24 protein-coding genes are annotated in these 22,266 nt (G+C 42.1%); 11 read left to right on the forward strand and 13 right to left on the reverse strand.

Features of this window, described 5'->3' with window-relative positions; all coding sequences use genetic code 11:
* Window positions 1–12: 12 nt before the first annotated feature.
* Window positions 13–1,854 (reverse strand): translational GTPase TypA, encoded by a 1,842-nt coding sequence (typA, locus tag QM454_RS15665; RefSeq protein WP_432359588.1) that lies wholly within the window; start codon window positions 1,852–1,854, stop codon window positions 13–15.
* Between the two features lie 95 nt (window positions 1,855–1,949).
* Between typA and QM454_RS15670 the strand changes: the two genes are divergently transcribed.
* Entirely contained in the window at window positions 1,950–2,135 is a 186-nt protein-coding gene (locus QM454_RS15670; protein ID WP_432359590.1) for a YlaF family protein, read from the forward strand.
* Window positions 2,136–2,167: 32 nt separating this feature from the next.
* Here QM454_RS15670 and QM454_RS15675 read toward each other — a convergent pair whose 3' ends face one another.
* Entirely contained in the window at window positions 2,168–2,959 is a 792-nt protein-coding gene (locus QM454_RS15675) for an inositol monophosphatase family protein (RefSeq protein ID WP_432359593.1), read from the reverse strand.
* Window positions 2,960–3,099: 140 nt separating this feature from the next.
* Entirely contained in the window at window positions 3,100–3,297 is a 198-nt protein-coding gene (locus tag QM454_RS15680) for a hypothetical protein (protein ID WP_432359596.1), read from the reverse strand.
* A 159-nt stretch (window positions 3,298–3,456) separates the two neighbouring features.
* Here QM454_RS15680 and QM454_RS15685 point away from each other — a divergent pair, with 159 nt between their 5' ends.
* On the forward strand, window positions 3,457–4,083 hold the full coding sequence (locus QM454_RS15685; protein WP_432359599.1) for a YktB family protein: 627 nt from the start codon (window positions 3,457–3,459) through the stop codon (window positions 4,081–4,083).
* A gap of 72 nt (window positions 4,084–4,155) precedes the next feature.
* Here QM454_RS15685 and QM454_RS15690 read toward each other — a convergent pair whose 3' ends face one another.
* The 8 genes from QM454_RS15690 to QM454_RS15725 form a co-directional block, all read right to left on the reverse strand.
* Window positions 4,156–4,428 carry a UPF0223 family protein gene (locus QM454_RS15690; RefSeq protein WP_432359602.1) on the reverse strand — a complete coding sequence of 91 codons (273 nt, stop codon included), beginning with the start codon at window positions 4,426–4,428 and terminating at the stop codon, window positions 4,156–4,158.
* Window positions 4,429–4,445: 17 nt separating this feature from the next.
* A complete protein-coding gene (locus QM454_RS15695; protein ID WP_432359605.1) occupies window positions 4,446–5,402 on the reverse strand; it encodes an NAD(P)H-dependent flavin oxidoreductase in 957 nt (318 codons plus the stop codon).
* A 24-nt stretch (window positions 5,403–5,426) separates the two neighbouring features.
* Window positions 5,427–6,266 (reverse strand): polysaccharide deacetylase family protein, encoded by an 840-nt coding sequence (locus QM454_RS15700; RefSeq protein ID WP_432359608.1) that lies wholly within the window; start codon window positions 6,264–6,266, stop codon window positions 5,427–5,429.
* A 137-nt stretch (window positions 6,267–6,403) separates the two neighbouring features.
* Window positions 6,404–7,816, reverse strand: coding sequence for a dihydrolipoyl dehydrogenase (gene lpdA, locus QM454_RS15705; RefSeq protein WP_432359610.1), 1,413 nt, complete (start codon window positions 7,814–7,816; stop codon window positions 6,404–6,406).
* A 4-nt stretch (window positions 7,817–7,820) separates the two neighbouring features.
* Window positions 7,821–9,158 carry a dihydrolipoamide acetyltransferase family protein gene (locus QM454_RS15710; RefSeq protein ID WP_432359613.1) on the reverse strand — a complete coding sequence of 446 codons (1,338 nt, stop codon included), beginning with the start codon at window positions 9,156–9,158 and terminating at the stop codon, window positions 7,821–7,823.
* 39 nt (window positions 9,159–9,197) lie between these two features.
* A complete protein-coding gene (locus QM454_RS15715) occupies window positions 9,198–10,175 on the reverse strand; it encodes an alpha-ketoacid dehydrogenase subunit beta (RefSeq protein ID WP_432359616.1) in 978 nt (325 codons plus the stop codon).
* 3 nt (window positions 10,176–10,178) lie between these two features.
* Window positions 10,179–11,294, reverse strand: coding sequence for a pyruvate dehydrogenase (acetyl-transferring) E1 component subunit alpha (gene pdhA, locus QM454_RS15720; protein WP_432359619.1), 1,116 nt, complete (start codon window positions 11,292–11,294; stop codon window positions 10,179–10,181).
* Window positions 11,295–11,545: 251 nt separating this feature from the next.
* Window positions 11,546–12,184: a YkyA family protein gene (locus tag QM454_RS15725; protein ID WP_432359622.1), complete on the reverse strand. Its 639-nt coding sequence runs from the start codon at window positions 12,182–12,184 to the stop codon at window positions 11,546–11,548.
* A gap of 135 nt (window positions 12,185–12,319) precedes the next feature.
* On the opposite strand from QM454_RS15725, the gene def reads away from it, so the two are divergent.
* From def to rnjA, 3 genes are all read left to right on the forward strand, one after another.
* The gene (gene def, locus QM454_RS15730) at window positions 12,320–12,877 is read left to right on the forward strand and encodes a peptide deformylase (RefSeq protein ID WP_432359625.1); all 558 of its coding nucleotides are present in this window, start codon (window positions 12,320–12,322) and stop codon (window positions 12,875–12,877) included.
* A 293-nt stretch (window positions 12,878–13,170) separates the two neighbouring features.
* Entirely contained in the window at window positions 13,171–13,380 is a 210-nt protein-coding gene (locus tag QM454_RS15735) for a DNA-dependent RNA polymerase subunit epsilon (protein ID WP_432359628.1), read from the forward strand.
* Window positions 13,381–13,385: 5 nt separating this feature from the next.
* Complete coding sequence (rnjA, locus tag QM454_RS15740; RefSeq protein WP_432359630.1) at window positions 13,386–15,053, forward strand: ribonuclease J1; 1,668 nt, start codon at window positions 13,386–13,388, stop codon at window positions 15,051–15,053.
* A gap of 69 nt (window positions 15,054–15,122) precedes the next feature.
* Here the strand turns inward: rnjA and QM454_RS15745 are convergent, their stop codons facing one another.
* The gene (locus tag QM454_RS15745) at window positions 15,123–15,782 is read right to left on the reverse strand and encodes a potassium channel family protein (protein WP_432359633.1); all 660 of its coding nucleotides are present in this window, start codon (window positions 15,780–15,782) and stop codon (window positions 15,123–15,125) included.
* A gap of 98 nt (window positions 15,783–15,880) precedes the next feature.
* Window positions 15,881–16,336: a TlpA disulfide reductase family protein gene (locus QM454_RS15750; RefSeq protein ID WP_432359636.1), complete on the reverse strand. Its 456-nt coding sequence runs from the start codon at window positions 16,334–16,336 to the stop codon at window positions 15,881–15,883.
* Window positions 16,337–16,576: 240 nt separating this feature from the next.
* Between QM454_RS15750 and QM454_RS15755 the strand changes: the two genes are divergently transcribed.
* The 6 genes from QM454_RS15755 (at window position 16,577) to QM454_RS15780 (ending at window position 22,255) form a co-directional block, all read left to right on the forward strand.
* Window positions 16,577–17,119, forward strand: coding sequence for a helix-turn-helix domain-containing protein (locus QM454_RS15755; protein WP_432359639.1), 543 nt, complete (start codon window positions 16,577–16,579; stop codon window positions 17,117–17,119).
* A gap of 15 nt (window positions 17,120–17,134) precedes the next feature.
* Window positions 17,135–18,238 carry an ABC transporter ATP-binding protein gene (locus QM454_RS15760; RefSeq protein ID WP_432359642.1) on the forward strand — a complete coding sequence of 368 codons (1,104 nt, stop codon included), beginning with the start codon at window positions 17,135–17,137 and terminating at the stop codon, window positions 18,236–18,238.
* The gene (locus QM454_RS15765) at window positions 18,231–19,055 is read left to right on the forward strand and encodes an ABC transporter permease (protein ID WP_432359645.1); all 825 of its coding nucleotides are present in this window, start codon (window positions 18,231–18,233) and stop codon (window positions 19,053–19,055) included. The genes QM454_RS15760 and QM454_RS15765 overlap by 8 nt, the downstream gene beginning before the upstream one ends.
* The gene (locus QM454_RS15770; RefSeq protein WP_432359648.1) at window positions 19,039–19,839 is read left to right on the forward strand and encodes an ABC transporter permease; all 801 of its coding nucleotides are present in this window, start codon (window positions 19,039–19,041) and stop codon (window positions 19,837–19,839) included. The genes QM454_RS15765 and QM454_RS15770 overlap by 17 nt, the downstream gene beginning before the upstream one ends.
* Window positions 19,836–20,906, forward strand: a complete 1,071-nt coding sequence (locus QM454_RS15775; protein WP_432359651.1) for an ABC transporter substrate-binding protein — start codon at window positions 19,836–19,838, stop codon at window positions 20,904–20,906. Before QM454_RS15770 ends, QM454_RS15775 begins: the two co-directional genes overlap by 4 nt.
* Before the next feature lie 149 nt (window positions 20,907–21,055).
* Entirely contained in the window at window positions 21,056–22,255 is a 1,200-nt protein-coding gene (locus QM454_RS15780; RefSeq protein WP_432359654.1) for an MFS transporter, read from the forward strand.
* Window positions 22,256–22,266: the final 11 nt, after the last annotated feature.

Raw genomic sequence — 22,266 nt, forward strand, 5'->3', positions numbered from 1 at the left:
TTTTATTATAGATCACTCACCAAGTTTTTTCTTCTTTTGAGCACGTTCTCGTTCATTTTTATCAAGAATTTTCTTCCGTAAACGAATTGATTGCGGAGTTACTTCACAATATTCATCGTCTCCAACATATTGCAAAGCTTCTTCCAATGAAAGAATTCGCGGTTTTTTCGATGTCACTGTCTGATCTTTCGTCGCAGATCGGACATTTGTCGCTTGTTTAGCTTTTGTCAGATTGATTGTCAAGTCCGTATCACGGTTGTTTTCACCGACTACCATACCAGCGTAAATTTCCGTACCTGCCTCGACAAACATGATTCCGCGATCTTCCAACTGCATTATACTATAACCGGTCACTGTTCCTGTCTCCATCGATACGAGCACGCCGTGTCGACGGCCGCCGACTCTTCCTTGCGCCACTGGCTTGTAGGAATCAAACGTATGGTTAATGATCCCGTATCCTCTCGTTAGCGATAAGAACTCTGTTGAGTATCCGATTAATCCACGTGCAGGAACTAGGAAAATAAGGCGGACTTGTCCATTACCATTATTTATCATGTCCTGCATTTCACCTTTACGTTCACCGATTGATTCGATGATCGCCCCGGTATACTCTTCTGGAATATCAATTTGTACGCGCTCAACAGGCTCTGAACGTACGCCGTCGATTGTTTTGATAATAACTGCTGGCTTCGACACTTGCAGTTCGTATCCTTCACGGCGCATATTTTCAATTAAGATGGACAGATGAAGCTCTCCACGCCCTGATACAACCCATGCATCCGGTGAATCTGTTGGGTCAACACGCAGAGATACATCTGTCTGTAACTGTTGCTCAAGTCGTTCTTCAATCTTTCTTGCTGTCACCCATTTACCTTCTTTTCCGGCAAAAGGACTATTATTGACGAGGAATGTCATTTGCAGTGTAGGTTCGTCGATATGAATTGCCGGCAACGCCTCAGGATGATCGATTGGGCAAACTGTTTCACCGACGTCAATGTCTTCCATTCCTGATATTGCGATTAAATCGCCTGCAAAGGCTTCCTGTATTTCAATCCTCTTCAATCCAAGGAATCCATACATTTTCGTCACACGGAAATTTTTTGTTGATCCGTCACGTTTTATGACCGTTACTTGCTGGCCTACTTTCATCGTACCTCTAAACACGCGTCCAATACCGATACGACCTACATAATCACTGTAATCGAGTAATGATACTTGGAATTGTAAAGGTTCTTCACGGTTATCGACAGGGGCAGGAATTTGTTCAACAATCGCGTCATATAGCACGCGCAATGTATCTTCCTGTTCGGCTGGGTCCGGTGAAAGACTTGCTGTTCCATTGAAACCAGAAGCATAGACAACCGGGAATTCAAGTTGTTCATCATTTGCATCCAATTCAATAAATAATTCAAGCACTTCGTCGACTACTTCTTCGGGACGTGCAAAATCACGGTCAATTTTATTGACAACAACAATCGGTTTCAAGTTTGTTTCCAATGCTTTTTTCAATACGAACCGGGTTTGCGGCATACATCCCTCATAGGAGTCGACGACTAACACGACACCATCAACCATTTTTAGGATCCGCTCTACTTCTCCGCCGAAATCAGCATGTCCAGGTGTATCAAGAATATTGATTTTCGTGTCTTTATATTCAATTGCTGTGTTTTTTGCCAGGATGGTAATACCACGTTCACGTTCAATGTCACCCGAGTCCATGGCACGCTCTTCTACATGTTCATTCGAACGGAAAATTCCAGATTGCTTTAAAAGTTGATCGACTAACGTTGTTTTACCGTGGTCTACGTGGGCAATGATCGCTATATTTCGTAAATCATTTCGATGATTTGTCATGTTTTCACTCCGTTATCTTTTATCAGATGATTAACTGTGTTATTATAGCACATGAGAACTGCATAAAAAACATTTTTATTCGGGAGATGTTTCATATGAAGGACATTAAATGGGTTTTTGTTTTGTATTCCCTTGCTGCTGTCGTTGCAATGAGCGGTATCGGAATCGCAGTCGGTATGCGTAGTATCCCCGTTGCTATCGTAGCTATCCTTGCTCTTATTTTCGTCATGGGGAATGGCTTCAAAACGAAGAAAAAAATGCGTGAACAAGGGATTCTTTAACTTATAAAAGGGACTGCCTAGGCAGCCCCTTTTTATTTGAGTTTAATAAAATTCCTAAGGATTTCATTGTGAAGACCGGGCTTTGCGACGATAAATGTGTCCTGGCCAAGCAAATGCGGACGTTCGCCTTTCAAATTCGTGGCAATCGCACCTACTTCCTGCGCAATGATCATTCCTCCCGCAATGTCCCATGGGGATAATCGCAATGACAAATATGCGTCAATACGACCAGATGCGACATATGCTAGCTCTATTGCAGCAGAACCATACGATCTCGTGCCTCTGCATTTACGCACCATCTCAGCAATCGGACCATGTTCAATTTTCCGGTTCGGGGTAACCCAACTCGCATTCACGCCAATAATTGCCTCTGTAAGTGGTGTGTTCTCTAACACCGGGAGTCTTTCATCGTTAAAGTACGCACCTTCATCTTTAACCGCGTGATAGAAATCGTCATTCATCACATCATATATATAGCCGAGCATCCCGATTCCCTCTGCGTAAATACCAAGAGAGATCGCAAAGTTCTTTTTTTGGTGGATGAAATTCATTGTGCCGTCAATTGGATCGAGCATCCAAATGATCCCTTCAAGTGAATCGATTTCATCCCCGAAGCCCTCTTCTCCAAAAATTCGGTGCTCCGGAAATTCATTTTTAATCCGACTAATGAAAAAACGCTCAATTTCCCGATCAATATTCGTAACTAAATCATTCGCTTCAGCTTTCGAATCGACGTCAATTTTACTGAAGAAGGAAATCCTGATTTTATGGCCTGCTTCTTTAATTAATGATTTCGCATACCGGTCAACCGCTCCCCAATTCATGTCAACACCCCATCATCTCTACATCCATGTTGTTTCATTATAACATATAGCCCGTTCCCAAACAAAAAGGCCCCATGCACTGTCTCCCCTGGATGGAAGAGTTTCAGTGAAGGTGCCTAATCCGGCTCAATGTCATTCGATTAAGCGAATGCATTGAATGTCTCCAACTCACCGTGTAGCTCTGTGAGCCTCGTTTTGCTTTTCTCGATTTGCTTACCGTCATTTTCTTGTACTGCATCATACAATGTAGCCAACTCATAATCCAATTCAAGATGAAGCAGTTTCACGTATTCCTTTTCAATTTCAGCTTTCCGAATAATGTGGACGACTTGTTTCATTACTAACACCCCTTTTAATGTAATTTCCTTCAACGATGCATTTACTTACTTCTAACGTATGCTGACCTTGTTGCTTTGGTTAGTTATAAGCCTTCTTGTATAAGATTGTTCCCCATTTTCTGTTACGATAAACGTGGAGTTTGAATGGAGGAATTTAAATTGACGAGAAGTTTTTGGACGACAGACGACTTTGAAGTTTTTTCTATTGCGGGATTAGAAAAAAGGATGAATGCGCTTCAAACAAAAATTCAACCAAAGTTTGAAGTAATTGGCGAACATGTTTCAATGTATTTATCTGCCCGCGGGACAGGTGAGTTTTTCCCGCACGTCGCAAAGCACGCAAGGAGGACGGTGAATCCACCGAACGACAGTTGGGTTGCATTCGCCCCTGCGAAACGAGGATATAAAGCACTGCCTCATTTCCAAATTGGTTTGTGGGGCACACATCTTTTCATCATTTTAGCAGTCATTTATGATAACCCCGATAAGAAAGGAATTGCAGAAAGGCTTAGTGATGATGTACAGGTTATTACATCTTTACCTAACGACTTTGTTATATCCGGCGATCATATGAAACCTGAAGCGTTTAAAGTCGATGAAATCGGTGCTAATGGAGTTGAGAAGTTGTTGAATAGGTTACACTCCGTTAAAAAGGCGGAATTCATCATCGGCTTACACGTGCCTGCAGAACGAGCTACAGAACTTTCTGAAGAGGCGTTCTTCCTCCTCACAGAAGAGATGATTGATCGACTTTTCCCTATTTACGACGTCATTATTGGCAAATAAATAAGAAGAGGAATCTTAATTACAAAAAAGCTGTCACAGAAAGTCCAATTTCGACTTACTGTGACAGCACTGTCAATTAATAGAGATGAGATCCCCATCGTTTCCTTCTTTTGCTTTTTTAACAACACGGTAACTGTTAAAGCCGCTCACTTCCTCGAACTCCTTAAAGATTGTCTTCTCTTCTGCCATAGATGGAACGACTTTTTTGAATGCGTTATACGCGCTCATAAATTCCGCTCTCTCAATTGTTCCTTCATAAGCTTTTTCCACTACCCGGAAAAAATCTACTACGTTAATAATTTCTTCAGTTGTCCAATGATGACTGAGGGGATAATTATAATTCATTTCTTTCACGCCTTTCCTTATGACCATTTTCTTCTAATATCTTCAGCCTGCTTTACCATTCGGCTAATCAATTCAGCTACCGTAGGGACATCGTCAATCATGCCGGTAACTTGTCCAGCCCAACCGAAACCACTTTGCACATCGCCATCGTGGATGAACCGTCGATTTGCGGCACCACTAATATAGTCCTTCAATTTATCATAATCAGCACGTTCTGCTTCCATACGTAGGATCTTTTCTGTCCAACTTCCCGAGAGCGCCCTTGCCGGAGCACCGATAGAACGTTTAATAACGACAGTACCTGTTTCTTCTGTTTGAAGGAGCGCTTCTTTGTATTCAATCGAAGCATGTACACATTCTTTCGTAGCAATGAAGCGAGTGCCCATCTCTATCCCTTCCGCACCTAACGCATGCGCCGCCATCCAACCCCTACCATCACCAATGCCGCCGGAAGCGATGACAGGAATTTTCACAGCATCGACCACTTGGGGAACTAACACGATTGTACCAATATCATCACGTCCCAAATGACCGCCCCCTTCCTGTCCGACGACCATTACAGCATCTGCACCAAGAGACTCTGCTTTAATTGCCTGTCTTTTTGCAGCAACCAATACGAGTTTCTTCACATCTGCATCTTTTATATACTCAAAGAAAGGTGCTGGATTTCCTCCTGTTACCGAAAGCACCGAAACCTTTTCTTCCAAAGCAACATCGAGCATATGCTCATACGGACGTCCGTGTTGACCAATTGCAAAATTCACTCCAAAAGGCTTCGACGTCAATTCTTTGACCTTTCTAATTTCTGAGCGCAATGCTTCCGGCGACTCCAAACTCATCGCTGTAATTTGTCCTAGCCCACCCGCCTCCGAAACCGCTGCAGCTAAGTCCGCATAAGCAAGATACGCCAAGCCCCCTTGGATGATTGGATAGTCAATTCCCAACAATTCCGTGACCCTCGTTTTCCATTCCACTACAGTTCCCCCTAATTTACCGTATTATTCTTTAGCCAATCCTTTAATTAAATTCGGATCGACAATTTCATACCCTTTATCCCTTAATCCATTCACAATATCTCCTAAAGCGTCAGCTGTCCAATCCCTGTCATGCATAAGTAAATTCGACCCATTCCGGAGAAGTTCTGTATTCACCATAATGTCTGCAATTTTATCTTTCGTCATAAACTCCCTTTCAAAATCATAGCCGTATGACCAGTTCATCAACAGCATCCCTTCTTCAATTGCAAGCGCTCTACTGAAATCCGTATTCACACCGAACGGCGCTCGGAAAAAAAGAGGTCGCTCGCCAGTAACTTCTTCAACAATATCATTGACCGAAATAATTTCCTCGCGTTGCTCTTCTTCTGACAGCGTCTTTAAGTTTACATGCGTATTCGTATGGTTCCCAATAGCGAAGCCCATATTATGAATTTCTTTTAAGATCGCTCTTTGTTCATCCGTAGCGATAAAGTGACCATTAACGAAAAAGATAGCTTGGGCGTTTAAACCTTTTAGCGTCTTCGCCATGTCTAGCGCACGCTTATCAGGTGCATCGTCAATTGTCAGTAGTACGACTTTCGGATTTGCATCTCCAATCGGTTGGATGGAGTACGTTTTTGTGTTCAATTCGTATTGTGGTTCTTGAACGATAGTCTCCTCAACTACTTCTAAATCAGCGTCAGAATTATATTCAACCTCTTCGTCCGAAACCTCTTCTATCTCTTTTTCTACCTCTGGTGGGCTCACTTTGGAAAGAGTTGTTTCAGATTTTATTTTTTCATTGCAAGAAGCCAAAAGTAGCATCCCTAGTAATGATATGTATAGCATTCTCTTTTTCATGGAAACATCTCCTTTTATTGAATAATTCAATCCTACCACGATTCAAAACTTCCCTACAAACGAATAAAACGCGCCCAAAGGCAATTCATGCCTTGGACGCGTTAGTAATCTACTATAGCATTACTTATCTACTAATCTTATTTAGTAATCATATGAATTGGTCTACCAAGAGCTACTTCCGCAGCTTCCATGGAAATCTCACCAAGTGTAGGGTGTGCATGAATCGTCATCGCAATATCTTCTAACGTCATACCCGCCTCAATAGCTAGACCAAGTTCGGCAATCATGTCGGATGCATTTTCACCGACGATTTGAGCTCCTAACAGAAGTCCGTCTTCTTTACGTGATACAAGTTTAACGAATCCATCAGTTTTGTTAAGCGCAAGGGCGCGGCCATTTGCAGCAAACGGGAATCTGCCCGCTACTACATCATAACCTTCGTCTTTCGCTTGTTGCTCGTTTAATCCAACTGTTGCAAGCTCAGGATCTGTGAAGCAAACAGCAGGGATAGCCATATAGTCCACTTCTGATTTCTCGCCTGAAATCGCTTCTGCAGCAACTTTCGCTTCATAAGATGCTTTGTGTGCAAGCTGAGGTCCAGAGACGATATCACCGATCGCATAGATGTTCGGAATGCTCGTGCGGCACTGTTTGTCCACATCGATTAGACCGCGATCTAGGAATTTAATGCCCATTTCTTCAAGACCGATATCATCCGTGTTCGGACGGCGTCCAACAGTGACAAGAACGTAATCCGCCTCGACTTTTTTCTCTTCACCTTTCGCTTCGTACGTAACGACAACGCCCGTGTCGGATTCTTCGACACCTTTAGCAGATGCTTTTACGACGACTTCGACACCTTTTTTCTTCAATCCTTTTTTAACGATTTGAGTCATTTGTTTTTCGAAGCCGGCAAGAATGTCATCCGCCCCTTCGATAATTGTCACTTTAGAACCTAGGTTCGCATAAGAGGAGCCGAGTTCAGTACCGATATAACCGCCACCGATGACAACTAGGTGTCCAGGAACTTCTTTCAAATTAAGTGCACCCGTAGAATTGATTACACGCTTTGAATATTTGAATGAAGGGATTTCAACAGGACGTGAACCCGTCGCAATAATTGCATTTTTAAACTTGTACGTCTGTGAAGATGTTTCATCCATCACTCTTGCAGTGTTTGCGTCAACAAAGTACGCTTCACCCTTAACAATATCTACTTTGTTCCCTTTTAGAAGACCTTCTACGCCACCTGTTAATTTCTTTACAACACCATCTTTAAATGCTTGCGCCTTAGTGAAGTCAAGTTTAACATCAGTCGCTACAATGCCCATGTCTTCGGATTCTTTTGCGGATGCGTAACGATGCCCAACTGAAATAAGGGCTTTCGAAGGAATGCAACCTACGTTCAAACACACTCCGCCTAGCTTGTCTTTCTCAACAATCGTAACTTTTTGTCCCAACTGAGCCGCACGGATTGCTGCAACATATCCTCCGGGACCAGATCCTACAACTAGTGTATCCACTTCGATTGGAAAGTCTCCTACTACCATTTGCTTACGCCTCCATTAATAATAATTCTGGATTACCGAGCAATTTTTTAATGTGATTCAGAGCTTGTTGTCCTGTAACACCATCTATTACTCGATGATCGAATACCAATGATAATGCTAACATAGGAGCAACAACTATTTCACCTTTTTTGACAATTGGCTTTTCTGAAATACGACCAATTCCAAGAATTGCAACTTCTGGGTGGTTAATAATTGGCGTAAACCATTGCCCGCCTGCAGAGCCGATATTCGTAATCGAGCAAGAAGCTCCTCTCATTTCAGCAGGGCTCAATTTTCCATCTCTTGCTTTTTCAGCAAGCTTACTAATCTCTTCAGAAATCGCAAATACCGATTTCCGATCTGCGTGCTTAATAACAGGCACGAACAATCCACGATCTGTATCTGCAGCGATACCTATATTGTAATAGTGCTTTTGAATGATTTCCTCTTTTTCATCATCAAGAGATGTGTTCAATTGCGGGAATTCACGCAGCGTTGACACGAGCGCCTTCACAACATAAGGAAGGTACGTAAGTTTTATATCTTTTTCAGCCGCAATTCCCTTAAATTTATTACGGTGTGCAACGAGTTCTGTCACGTCGACTTCATCTAAAAGTGTCACATGTGGTGCTGTATATTTGGAATTGACCATTGCCTTAGCAATCGCCTTCCTAATTCCAGACATTTTTTCACGAGTTTCAGGGAAGTCACCTTCCAAAACGACTGGAGCTGCAGGCTTTATTTCCTCACTTGACGTTTCAACTTCAACCATTTGAGTCTCTTCCACTACTTGTGCTTGTTGCTGTTGACCGCCACTTAAGAATGCTTCAATATCTTCTTTCAAGATACGGCCATTTTTACCTGAACCTTGCACTTGACGGATGTCAACTTCTTGCTCACGTGCGAATTTACGAACGGATGGCATTGCAATGACCCGTTTCGATGTAACATCGCCGGCTTGCGCTTGTGGGGAAGATGCAGCTTGTACTTGACCGTCCTTCTTCACTTCTTCTTTTTCAGTTTTCTGTCCTGCTTCAGCAGTCGCCTGGACTTGGGCCTCCGTCTCTTCTTTGCCCTCATCCGCCACACTTTGACTTTCATAGCCAGGAGCGTCAAAACGGATTAAAACGTCTCCGACGATGGCAACTTTTCCTTCTCCAACGAGAATTTCTTCTACTGTACCTGTTACAGGTGATGGGATTTCTACGACCGCTTTATCATTTTGGATTTCAAGAAGCGTGTCATCTTCATTGATTTTATCGCCTTTTGCAACAAACCATTTTACGACTTCACCTTCATGAATACCTTCGCCGATATCCGGTAAACGAAATTCAAATGCCACAAGATTCACCCTTTCTATTTTTCATCGATCTATTCGAACTCAAAATGTAAGTACTTTCTTAGCCGTTTCAATAATGTCGTTTGCATCAGGAAGCCATGTATTTTCGCCTTGAGCGAAGGGATAAATCGTATCCGGTGCTGTCACACGCAATACTGGTGCTTCCAAGCTTAGAATTGCACGTTCAGTAATTTCCGATACAACGTTTGCAGCAATTCCCGCTTGCTTTTGTGCTTCTTGAACAACAATTGCACGATTCGTCTTCTCTACAGAACCGATAATCGTTTCAATATCAAGCGGCTGAACTGTACGCAAGTCAACTACTTCTACAGAATAACCTTCCTTTTCAAGCACTTCTGCAGCTTTCAGGCTTTCATGTACCATCGCTCCGTACGTAATAATTGAAAGATCGTTACCTTCCCGCTTCACATCCGCTTTCCCTAGTGGAATTGTATACTCCTCTTCAGGAACTTCCTGCCTGAATGAACGGTAAAGTTTCATATGCTCCAAAAACACTACCGGGTTTTCATCGCGGATCGCGGAGATTAAGAGACCTTTTGCATCGTACGGTGTAGAAGGGATAACTACAGTTAATCCCGGTTGAGCTGCTACGAGTCCTTCAAAGCTGTCTGCATGCATTTCCGGCGTCGCAACACCGCCACCAAATGGAGAACGGATTGTGACAGGCGCATTAAACTTTCCACCTGTACGGAAAGATTGACGAGCTAACTGTCCGCTAACAGAGTCCATCACTTCATAGAGGAATCCGAAAAACTGAATTTCCATAATTGGGCGGAATCCTGTTAGCGATAACCCGATTGCCAGTCCACCAATTCCTGATTCCGCGAGCGGTGTATCAAATACGCGTTCTTCTCCGAATTCCTTTTGAAGCCCTTCAGTCGCGCGGAAAACACCGCCGTTTACCCCAACGTCTTCACCGAAGACGAGGACGTTTTCATCATTTTTAAGCTCCGTGCGCATTGCATCGGTAATCGCTTGAATCATCGTCATTTGTGCCATCGGTTACTTCGACTCCTTTTCAGTATAGATATCAAATTGCTCTTGTAAGTTGTATGGCATGTCGCCTTTGTACATAATTTTCATGAAATCAGTCGCTTTTTGTTTCGGTGCAGCATCAGCTTTCTTAATCGCTTCTTTAATTTCCTCTTTCGCTCGTTCAATCACTTCGTTTTCCTTCTCCTCATTCCAAATACCTTTACCTTCGAGGTATTTACGGAAACGGATTAAAGGATCTCGCTTCTCCCATTCGCTATCTGTATCAGACGTACGGTAACGAGTAGGATCATCCCCAGCCATCGTATGTGGACCGTAACGGTAGCACATCGTCTCAATCAATGTCGGACCTTCACCGTTAATCGCACGTTCCCTTGCGTCACGTGTAGCAACATACACCGCTAGAGCGTCCATTCCATCAACAAGAATGCTAGGAATTCCAGCCGCTACACCTTTTTGCGCAAGTGTTTTCGCAGCCGTTTGTAGCTCACGAGGAGTAGAGATTGCATATTGGTTGTTTTGAATAACAAAAATCGCTGGTGAACGATATGCTCCTGCAAAGTTAATTCCTTCGTAGAAATCTCCTTGAGAAGTTCCACCATCACCCGTGTACGTCATCGCCACCGCTTTAATTCCGCGTTTCTGGAATCCGAGTGCAACACCTGCAGCTTGAATATACTGAGCACCGATAATGATTTGCGGAATGAAAATGTTCAATCCTTCTGGAATAACGCTTCCATGATAATGTCCACGAGACCATAAGAAAGCCATGTGTAACGGTAAACCGTGGAACAAGAGTTGTGGGACGTCACGATATCCCGGCAAAATGAAATCATCTTTCTCAAGTGCAAAATGAGATGCAAGCTGGGACGCTTCTTGGCCTGCAGTTGGCGCATAGAATCCAAGTCTTCCTTGACGGTTCAAAGAAATAGAGCGCTGATCCAAAATTCTCGTATACACCATTCGAGTCATCAATTCCGTCAACTGTTCATCAGATAAGTTCGGATCCGCATCTTTGTTCACAATTTCGCCTTCTTCATTCAAAATCTGAAACATTTCAAACTGTTCCTCGATAGAATGAAGCGTTTTCACCGGATCGAACTGCTTCTTTTGTTTTGCAACCATGTCGGCAACTCTCCTTTATATCTGTATTATTTTTAACTAATAACAATAATGATACAACTATCTTCACTACTCAGTATACTGAAAGAGGACAGTTAGGTCAATCACTGTTACCTAAAGGCATTAGAGAATGCTTGTCTATTCAGAATTGCATTTATCCAACATTCTGTACTACTACAATAAGTAATCTGTATTATAATAGAAACAGAAACAGAAAAAGTGGAGAATTGCTTATCTCCACTTTACAAATCCCTTTATTCTCCTTGTTCTAAACTTGAAAATAGATCTTCTTTTAGAGAGTTCACGATTTTCGTCGCATCATTAAATTCGGCAATAGCAGTTTTAACTATTGCATTTTGCCCGTTCACTTCCTCGATTTTCTCTTTCAAGTCCTCTAGCTCAACATCTTCCAAAGAGAGCATTCTATAAAATTCTTTTTGAATAGCAGCAAGCTTTCGATACTCTTCGATAAAAGAGGAGTGAAGAGTATAGCGCTTCATCGCCGCTTCTTTCAATTTCAAGATTTCGCTCTCTGAATCAGATGCTTTCTCTGCTATCGAATCAAGTTCCTGTACAAATGTCGCTGCTTCCTTCATTGCGGCTTCTTCTTTTTCTAAATTAGCAAGTCTATCATCTAACAGTCCTTCCAACTCACCGACTTTAGTACGTAATTTATCGACGTCCTCTTTTGTTAATTCCATCGTTTCGGCAAATGTTTTCTGTTCTGTTTTTTCTAACTCTGTCAATTTACTTTGTGTATCACGGTATTCCGTTTCTGACTCATTCATTTTCGTTAATGTTTCGGATAGCTGTTTTTCTGTCGACTGTCCGATATTACATCCAGATAACACCAACATACTAATTGCAACTAAACTCGCAATTTTTTTCTTCATATTCCTTCCTCCAATCTGAGTTTCACTATAACTGTATCCTTAATGCATTTCAACCATGCAGAAAAACCTTTACCCGCTTTTCCCCGTTAGCTTATAATAGAGGTACAGCACGGTTATCGAAAGGAAGAATACGTAATGATCTTAATGGAAAACATTGTTCGCGAAGGGCATCCGGTATTACGCAAAGTTGCTGACGCGGTGTCATTCCCCTTGTCGGCGGATGAAAAGAAACTATGTAACGATTTACTCGAATATGTTATAAATAGCCAAGATGATGAAGTGTGTGAACGGTACGGCTTGCGCCCAGGGATCGGGCTAGCAGCTCCCCAAGTGAACGCATCAAAGAGAATCTTTGCTCTCCATATCGAAGAGGACGGAAAAGAGCCGCTCAGCATGGTAGCTGTCAACCCTAAAATTGTCAGCCACTCTGTCGAAAAGACTTACTTAACATCAGGTGAAGGTTGTCTTTCTGTAGATCGGGATGTCGACGGCTTCGTTCCGCGCTATGCAAGAATTACAGTGAAAGCGTTCAATCCGGAAGGTAAAGAATTTAAATTGAGACTTAAAGGACTTCCCGCCATCGCTTTCCAACATGAGCTAGATCATTTGAACGGCGTAATGTTTTACGATCATATCGACCCTGCAGCTCCTTTCAAAGTTATCCCGGATGCTATTCCATTCGATAGGTATTAAAGCAAGGAATTTGAACTTGACAGAAATTTCGAACTCCTGTAAAATGTCTTTAAGGAGTGATATGCCCATGTACAAGCGCCTAAAACGTAAACTGTTAAAACGGCTCAATGGCATACTCGGAAAAAAGACGATCGCATAGACATAAAGCCCACCATTATAATTGGCGGGCTTTTCTTTATTATTAGATTTAAACAATCTTCTTAGATGAAGAAAATCATCATAGTTTATTTTAGCGAACTGACATGCTAAGATGAAGAGAATGATTCAAACGAACGTAAAAAGGAGAGTTTACCATGATTTACAAAGTATATTACCAAGAAAACGCTACACAAGTACCTATTAGAGAAAATACAAAACATCTGTACATCGAAGCCGATTCTGAAAGAACCGTCCGCGAAAAGTTAAAGAACCGGGATTACAACATCGAACTGATCCAGCTACTCGAAGGCGAACACCTCAAATATGAGCAATCATCTCCTCATTTTGAGCTTGAGCAGGTCTAAGCAATATGAAACTCATAAAAAATAATGAAACAGCCGTTTTCGCCCTTGGCGGACTTGGAGAAATCGGTAAAAACACATATTGTGTGCAATTCCAGGATGAACTCATCCTTATCGACGCGGGCATTAAATTCCCTGAGGACGATTTGTTAGGAATTGATTATGTAATTCCTGACTACACCTATTTGGAGCGGAATGCTGATAAAATCAAAGGCCTATTCATCACACACGGCCATGAGGACCATATCGGGGGAATTCCTTATTTGCTACGCAAAGTCAATGTACCCGTCTACGGCAGTAAATTGGCGCTTGGATTGCTACGCAACAAGCTCGATGAACACGGCCTACTTAGAACGACAAAATTGATTGAGTTTAAAGAAGAAGATATATTCAAATTTAGGAAAACATCCGTATCCTTCTTTAGGACAACCCATAGTATCCCCGACGCTTTTGGTGTAGTTGTCAAAACGCCGTCTGGTAACATCGTCCATACTGGTGACTTCAAATTTGATTTCACGCCAGTCGGCGAACCCGCTAATCTAGCAAAAATGGCGAAATTCGGTAGCGATGGTGTCCTTTGTCTTTTATCCGATAGTACGAATGCAGAAGTCCCGAATTTTACAATGTCGGAACGAAAAGTCGGCGACAGCTTGAATGAAATCTTCCGTAAAGTCGATGGAAGAATTATCTTTGCAACATTCGCCTCAAATATCCACCGACTTCAACAAGTAATCGAAGCAGCCGAACGATACGGCCGTAAAATTGCTGTCTTCGGAAGAAGTATGGACAATGCAATTACAATCGGACGGGAACTTGGGTATATTAACGCACCAAAAGAATTATTCGTTGACACCCAGTCGCTTAACCGCTTACCCGCGAATGAAGTAATGATTCTCTGTACGGGTAGCCAAGGTGAACCGATGGCAGCATTATCCCGGATTGCAAATGGAACACACCGTCAAGTGCAAATCCAACCGGGTGACACAGTCATCTTTTCATCTTCGCCAATTCCCGGAAATACGCTAAGCGTCAATAAAACGATTAATGCCCTCTTCCGGGCTGGTGCCGAAGTTATTCACGGCGCACTTAATAACATCCATACGTCAGGTCATGGTTCACAGGAAGAACAGAAGTTAATGCTTAGATTAATTAAACCGAAATATTTTATGCCGATACATGGTGAATATCGTATGTTGACAATGCATAAAGAACTTGCCATCGGTTGTGATGTTGAACCGGATAACGTCTTTATTATGAGCAATGGCGATGTGCTCGCTTTAACGGATAATACGGCAAGAATCGCAGGTAAAATCCCTTCCGGTGATGTATACATCGACGGAAGTGGTATCGGTGATATTGGAAGTGTCGTATTACGCGATCGTAAAATCTTGTCGGAAGACGGCTTAGTTATTGTCGTTGCTACAATTGATAAAAAACGCAACAAAGTCGTTTCCGGACCTGACATCATCTCACGCGGATTTGTCTATATGAGGGAATCCGGCATGATGATTAGTGAAGCACAACAACTATTATCAAAAGAGCTGAACAAAAAACTTGCGAATTCATCCGCCGAAGCAGGCGCATTGAAAAGCGACATTATCGAGATTCTTTCACCATATTTATACGACCAAACAAAACGCAGACCAATGGTACTTCCTGTCGTTATGGAAGTATAATTATAAAAATGCCCTCAGTCACTAGTAGACATGAGGGCATTTTTTTCGTAAAAAAGACCATTCATTTCGTCAATGAAGGGCCTTCTTCTCAAATCTATGAATATCCAGGTCGGATCCGATAACAATCAAAATATCATCTAACTGAATTTCTTCAATCGCTTGCGGTGAAACTAAAATTTGGGCTCCGCGTTTAATCGCTACAATATTCACACCATATTTCGCCCGGATATCGAGATCAATTAGCGTAAAACCGGCAAGCATCTCATTCGCACGAATTTCCGCAATCGAATATTCTTCGGACAACTCGAGATAATCCAATATATTATTGGAAACCAAATTATTCGCAATCCGCTTCCCCATATCCCGTTCAGGATGGACGACTTGATCGGCCCCGATTTTTTGTAGAACTTTTGCATGGTAGTCGTTCTGCGCCTTCACCGTAATTTTTTTAACACCGATTTCTTTCAGAATAAGTGTTGTCAAAATACTCGCCTGAATATTTTCCCCAATCGCAACGACGACGTGCTCAAAATTACTAATTCCAAGTGAGCGGAGTGCAGATTCATCGGTCGTGTCTGCAGCCACTGCAGTTGTCGCAATCTGTGCAAATTCGTCGACCCGATCTGGTGAAATATCGATTGCCATAACTTCCGCTCTCAATTCCACTAATTCATTGACAATACTTCCCCCGAATCGTCCAAGTCCAATGACGACAAATTCCTTTTTCATTTAATCCCGCTCCAATCCGAATTATGGATGAAGTTAGTGTATCATATTATTTTCGCAGGAAAAAGAAAAGACGACTAGAGACACGTCGTCATAAATACTTAACGTCTATAATTCATTTCAGTTAATAGCCGTTTCAAACGTTGAAAAAGCAACCTCATACCGCCCCCACCTGATTGGTAATGGCGCAGTTTCCCGTCTTTATCAAATACATAATAGGCAGGAACGTATTGTGTACCAAACGAATCGCTCACCTTCAACTCGCTATCGACGCATATTGGCTGAGTAATGCCATATCGAGCTGCGGCATTTTTAACTTCCCACAAATCCAAATCATCATTCGAAATCGGCATATGCACCGCAATGACATTAAACTTCCCTTTATAGCGATGAAGGAACGTATTCATATCGGGCATCGAATCCTTACATTGGCTACAACTGACGGACCAAAAGTGGATAAGTGTTGGCTTTTTTCCGATAAGGTCCGCTTTTTTATACTGCCCATTTAACCAAGCCGTTGCTCCAGTCAACTCGGGCATCTGATCGCGCAATTTCATCGTGCATCTCCTCCGCATTTAAAAAATCCCACCTCTTATTCTATGCGGTATTACCCGAATTTGTATAAACCAATTCGAATCGGGATTCTTCCCATCAGTCAGATGACATGTAAAAAAGAAGGGGATTTATTAAAAAAACTCTTGATTTCCGAATAAAATTTTGTATAATGAAGTAGGCTTATAGTAAACAGAAAGTACAGTAATACTAAACTCCATGATTTAAGGAAGGAATTGTCGACCATGCATATCGGGAGTAAAATTAAAAGTCTCCGATTGAAAAAAGGATTGACCCAAGAAGAATTGGGAGAGAGAACGGATTTAACGAAAGGTTACATTTCGCAATTGGAGCGGGAACTTACTTCCCCATCCATTGAAACGCTCTTTTCCCTTTTGGAAGTGTTAGGTACAACGCCAAAGGAATTTTTTGATGAACCGAAGAAAAACATGAAAGTCGTCTATTCGCCTGCCGATCAAACAACTTATGTCAATGATGAGCTAAAGTATAGCATTCGTTGGCTCGTTCCCCGCTCGAATGAGAATGAAATGGAACCAATCCATATTACATTTTTGGAAAATGGGGAATTCAAGCAATTCGAACCTTCACTTGCCGAAACATTTATTTATGTTCTATCAGGGAAGGTAGAAATCGAGCTCGGAAACCGAACTTTCACGGCCGTTAAGGGCGATTCGGTCTATTATGAAGCATCTGACCACCACCGGATATCGAACGCTTCTGACGGTCCGACTGAACTGCTCCTAGTAGCGACAGAATCTTATTTATGAAGGGGGAATTACTAAATGACAAAGCAACCGATTATCCGTTTTGAAAATGTCATGAAAACATACGGCGATGGAACGACTGTATTAGATAATGTTTCATTTGAAATGGAACGCGGAAAGTTTTACACATTATTAGGTCCTTCCGGTTGCGGAAAGACAACAATCCTACGATTGATAGCAGGGTTTATCGAACCGACAGAAGGATCGATTTACTTCAATGGCAAAAAGGTTAACACCGTCCCAGCAAATGAACGTCAAGTGAATACGGTGTTCCAAGATTATGCGCTTTTTCCCCATCTAAATGTATATGAAAATATTGCATTCGGTTTACGGATTAAAAAAGTGAAAAAGGATGAAATCGACACACGTGTGAAAGAAGCGTTAAAGTTCGTTAACTTGTCGGGCTATGAAAACCGAGAAATTACAGAAATGTCTGGCGGTCAACGGCAACGGGTTGCGATTGCACGTGCTATCGTCAATGATCCAGAAGTAATTTTGCTCGACGAGCCGTTATCCGCTCTCGACTTGAAGCTTCGTTCCGAAATGCAATATGAACTTCGGGAGTTGCAGCAACGTCTTGGCAAGACGTTTGTTTTTGTCACCCACGACCAAGAGGAAGCGCTCGCAATGTCCGATGAGATTTTTGTTTTGAATGGTGGCGCAATCCAGCAATCTGGGACTCCTCTCGATATTTATGATGAGCCGATTAATCGTTTTGTTGCGGACTTCATCGGTGAATCGAATATTGTATCCGGTCGGATGATTGAAGATTATGTTGTCGAATTTACCGGAAAACAGTTCGACTGTGTTGACGCTGGCCTACATCCGAATGAGAAAGTCGATATTGTCCTTCGTCCCGAAGATTTAGAAATTACGACGGTTGATAACGGGAAATTGAATGTGACAGTCGATACACAATTATTCCGCGGTGTTCATTACGAACTTTCAACATATGATCAAGATGGGAATGAATGGCTCGTTCATTCTACGAAGAAAGCAGAAGTTGGGGAGAAAATTGGTCTTGATTTTAATCCAGAAAACATTCACGTCATGCGGTTAAACGAATCGGAGGAAGATTTCGATGCAAGACTAGAATCTTATGGAGCGAACGCCAATGAATAAGGCACGTCTGCGTTCAATCTACTCGATCCCCTATGCAGTGTGGATCCTGTTGTTCGTCCTAGCACCGATCGCATTAGTCGTCTATTACTCTTTTTTCGATTTAACAGGAAACTTCACGCTGGCGAATTACCATAACTTTTTTTCGTCCGTCTATTTAAAATTGACGATTAGCTCTTTTTGGTATGCATTCCTAATTACATTCTTTTCTTTGCTAATCGCCTATCCGACGGCGTATTTAATAACGAAAACAAGACATAAGCAACTGTGGCTTTTGCTCATCATCATCCCTTCGTGGATCAACTTATTGTTAAAGACGTACGCCTTCATCGGATTAATGGGGCTATATGGTCCACTCAATGCGTTTTTAGATACTATTGGCATCGGTAAACAACAGATCCTATTTACAGACTTCAGTTTCGTATTCGTTTCTGTATATATTTTTATTCCGTTCATGATTTTACCGATATTTAACGCACTAGACAAATTGAACCCTGCGTTAATAGATGCGTCGCGTGATCTCGGGGCAAGTTCTTGGACGACTTTCAGAAGAGTTATTTGGCCATTGACGATAAATGGAGTGAAATCAGGTATCCAAGTCGTTTTCATCCCAGCATTGTCTTTATTCATGATTACGAGGCTCATCGCTGGAAATAAAGTTATCACACTCGGAACAGCAATTGAACAACAGTTTTTAGTGACACAAAACTGGGGAATGGGCTCAACAATCGCCGTCTTCCTCATCGTCTTCATGTTCATCATCATGCTCGTCACGAATGGAAAAGAAAAGGGGGCGTCGGACAATGGAAAAGCTAGGTAAGCTTCCGAAAATATATTTAGCAATCGTCTTCGTTATCTTATATGCCCCCATTTTCTATTTAATTTTTTACTCATTTAATTCTGGTGGCGGGATGTCCAATTTCGAAGATTTCACATGGGAGCATTATGCGGCTGTTTTTGAGGATAAACGGCTGATCATCATCGTCATCAATACAATTATCATCGCCCTACTTTCCGCGTTATTGTCGACGACGATCGGTGTCTTGGGAGCATTGGCGATTTATTTCATGCGCAATAAAAAAATGAGAAATGCAGTGCTTTCTTTAAATAATATTTTGATGGTCAGTCCAGATGTTATTATCGGAGCGTCATTCCTAATTCTTTTTACAATGATCGGTGTGAAGCTAGGATTCGCGTCCGTGTTAATTTCCCATATTGCGTTCAGTATACCAATTGTCGTCATTATGGTATTACCGAAACTCGCGGAGATGAACACTTCGTTAATTGACGCTGCTCTAGATCTCGGGGCGACTAGGAAAGATGTTATGACGAGGGTCATCCTGCCTTTTATTAAGCCGGGAATCTTTGCTGGATTCTTTCTCGCATTGACGTATTCACTCGATGACTTCGCCGTCACGTTCTTCGTCACCGGGAATGGATTCTCGACTTTATCAGTTGAAATCTATTCGATGGCAAGGACTGGCATCAGTTTAACGATTAACGCCCTATCCGGACTCATTTTTATCGTGACAGTAGCGTTAGTGCTCGGTTACTATGCAATTAGCCGAAAAACGAAGACGCCACTAGCGGGGGTGAAGAAATGAAATCCATTGTCCAATCAGCGATAGTAATTTTGCTCGTATCCGGAATCTTACTTTTCATTAATGCCGAGTTGAATGAAGGAAGTAAATCCGGTAAAGGTACGATAACGGTATACAACTGGGGCGAATATATCGATCCTGATCTAATTAAGCAGTTTGAAAAAGAAACAGGCATTAAAGTTATTTATGAAACGTTCGACTCGAACGAAGGAATGATGGGTAAAATCGAACAAGGCGGCACGTCTTATGATATAACCGCCCCTTCGGAATATATGGTTGAAATGATGGCGGAAAAAAATCTTCTGTTGCCAATCGACTATAGCAAAGTACCAAATATGAAACATATCGATCCTTATTTCTTGAACCTCCCTTTCGATCCTGGCAATCAGTATTCGGTCCCTTATTTCTGGGGGACAGTCGGGATTGCGTTCAATCCAACATTACTCGAAGGGCAAACATTTGAAAGCTGGGATGATTTATGGGATCCTTCCTTAAAACAACGTGTCATCCTTGTTGATAGCGCACGTGAAACGGTTGGTATGGCATTGAACTCGCTAGGATACTCATTAAATTCGACTGATCTCACGGAACTTCGTGAAGCGACGGATAAACTGAAGGCGCTAAACCCTAATGTGAAAGCAGTTATCGGAGATGAAGTAACGCAGCTCATGGTAAATAACGAAGCGGCCGTCTCGTTGACATGGTCAGGACAGGCGGCTGATATGATGTATGAAAATGAAGATATCGATTATGTCGTTCCTGAAGAAGGATCCAACTTATGGTTTGATAATCTCGTTATTCCGAAAACCGCAAAAAACATTGACGGAGCACACGCTTTTATTAACTTCATGCTTGATCCTGACGTAGCAGCACAAAATGCTGATTATGTAGGCTATTCGACACCTAACTTATCTGCGCTTGACTTGATGGATCCGGAAGTTGTCGAAGATGAACGTTTTTATCCGGATGAAGAAACGAGAAGCCACTTAGAAGTGTATAAAAGTTTAGGACTAGAGTTATTAGGCGTTTATAATGAGCTTTTCCTTGAGTTTAAAATGGATATGAAGTGATTCGCAATCACCCTTCAACCGCTCAAAAGGTTAAGGGTGATTTTTTCGTTTAGAATTGAGAATGGAGGCGTTTCCGTTAAGTGTTGTTACGCATCTATGGTAGACTATTTTAGTAACACGAATTAGTTTAGAGGGGCGGATGTCCTTTGGTGGAAAAACAATCAAATAAATTAGCTTTGTCTATCTTAATGTTCAATATGTTCATTGCAATGGCTGGCATTGGCCTAATCATTCCAATTATGCCGAAGTTTTTAGGGACGTTCGGAGTTGCTGGACAAGTTCTCGGACTCCTCATTGCAATCTTTTCATTCGCGCAGTTTATCTTTTCTCCTTTTGCAGGAAATTTATCAGACCGGCATGGAAGAAAGAAAATCATTATTGTTGGTTTGTTTATTTATGGAACTTCACAGTTAGCATTCAGCTTGTCGACAGAACTTTGGATGCTATTTGCAGCTCGGTTTTTCACTGGCATGGGAGCGGCTTTTATTGTGCCACCGATGATGGCGTTTGTTGCTGACATTACGACCCTGGAAGGCAGAGGCAAAGGAATGGGGCTATTAGGGGCTTCTATGTCGCTAGGCTTCATGATAGGTCCTGGAATTGGTGGATTCCTTTCTAAGATCAGCCTTATCTTTCCATTTTATTTTGCTGCTGGAGCTTCTGTATTTGCGGCAATTCTCTCGATATTCATTTTACCGAACCCGGCTCCGGCAGTTTCGTCGTCTAGTAATAACGTGACTAAGCAGGAAAACCTTTTGATGCAGTTGAAACGGTCGACAAAAACTCCGTATTTTGTCATGTTAATTGTCATGTTCGTTTTTTCCTTTGGACTCGCAAACTTTCAATCGACGATATCCTTGTACGTAGACCATAAATATGGATATACACCGTCGCAAATTGCGGTACTTATTACAGTCGGAGGATTTGTTGGGGTGGTCGTCCAAACGTTTGTTATCAATCCACTGTTTAAAAAGTTTGGGGAAATGCGTATTATCCTCTTCAATTTGGTCGTTGCTGCCGTGTCAATGCTTGCTATCTTATTCGTAGATATATTTTGGGCGATTCTTTTCGTCTCAACGATTTTCTCGACGGCAACTTCGCTTCTACGCCCTGCAGTGAATACGCTCGTGTCTAAGCTTGCCGGTGAGGAGCAAGGGTTTGCTGCCGGGATGATGAATGCTTATATGAGCTTAGGTAATATGGTCGGTCCTGCGCTCGCAGGATTTATATTCGATATTAATATTACATTTCCTTATATACTTGGTACGACGATTCTTCTCATCTGTTTCGGTATTGCGGGCGTCTGGTCCAGAAAACAAACACTCCTCCTCGCCACAACGAGGACATAATGAAAACCCTT

This window comes from Sporosarcina sp. UB5 (assembly GCF_050859005.1).
Taxonomy (GTDB): Bacteria; Bacillota; Bacilli; order Bacillales_A; family Planococcaceae; genus Sporosarcina.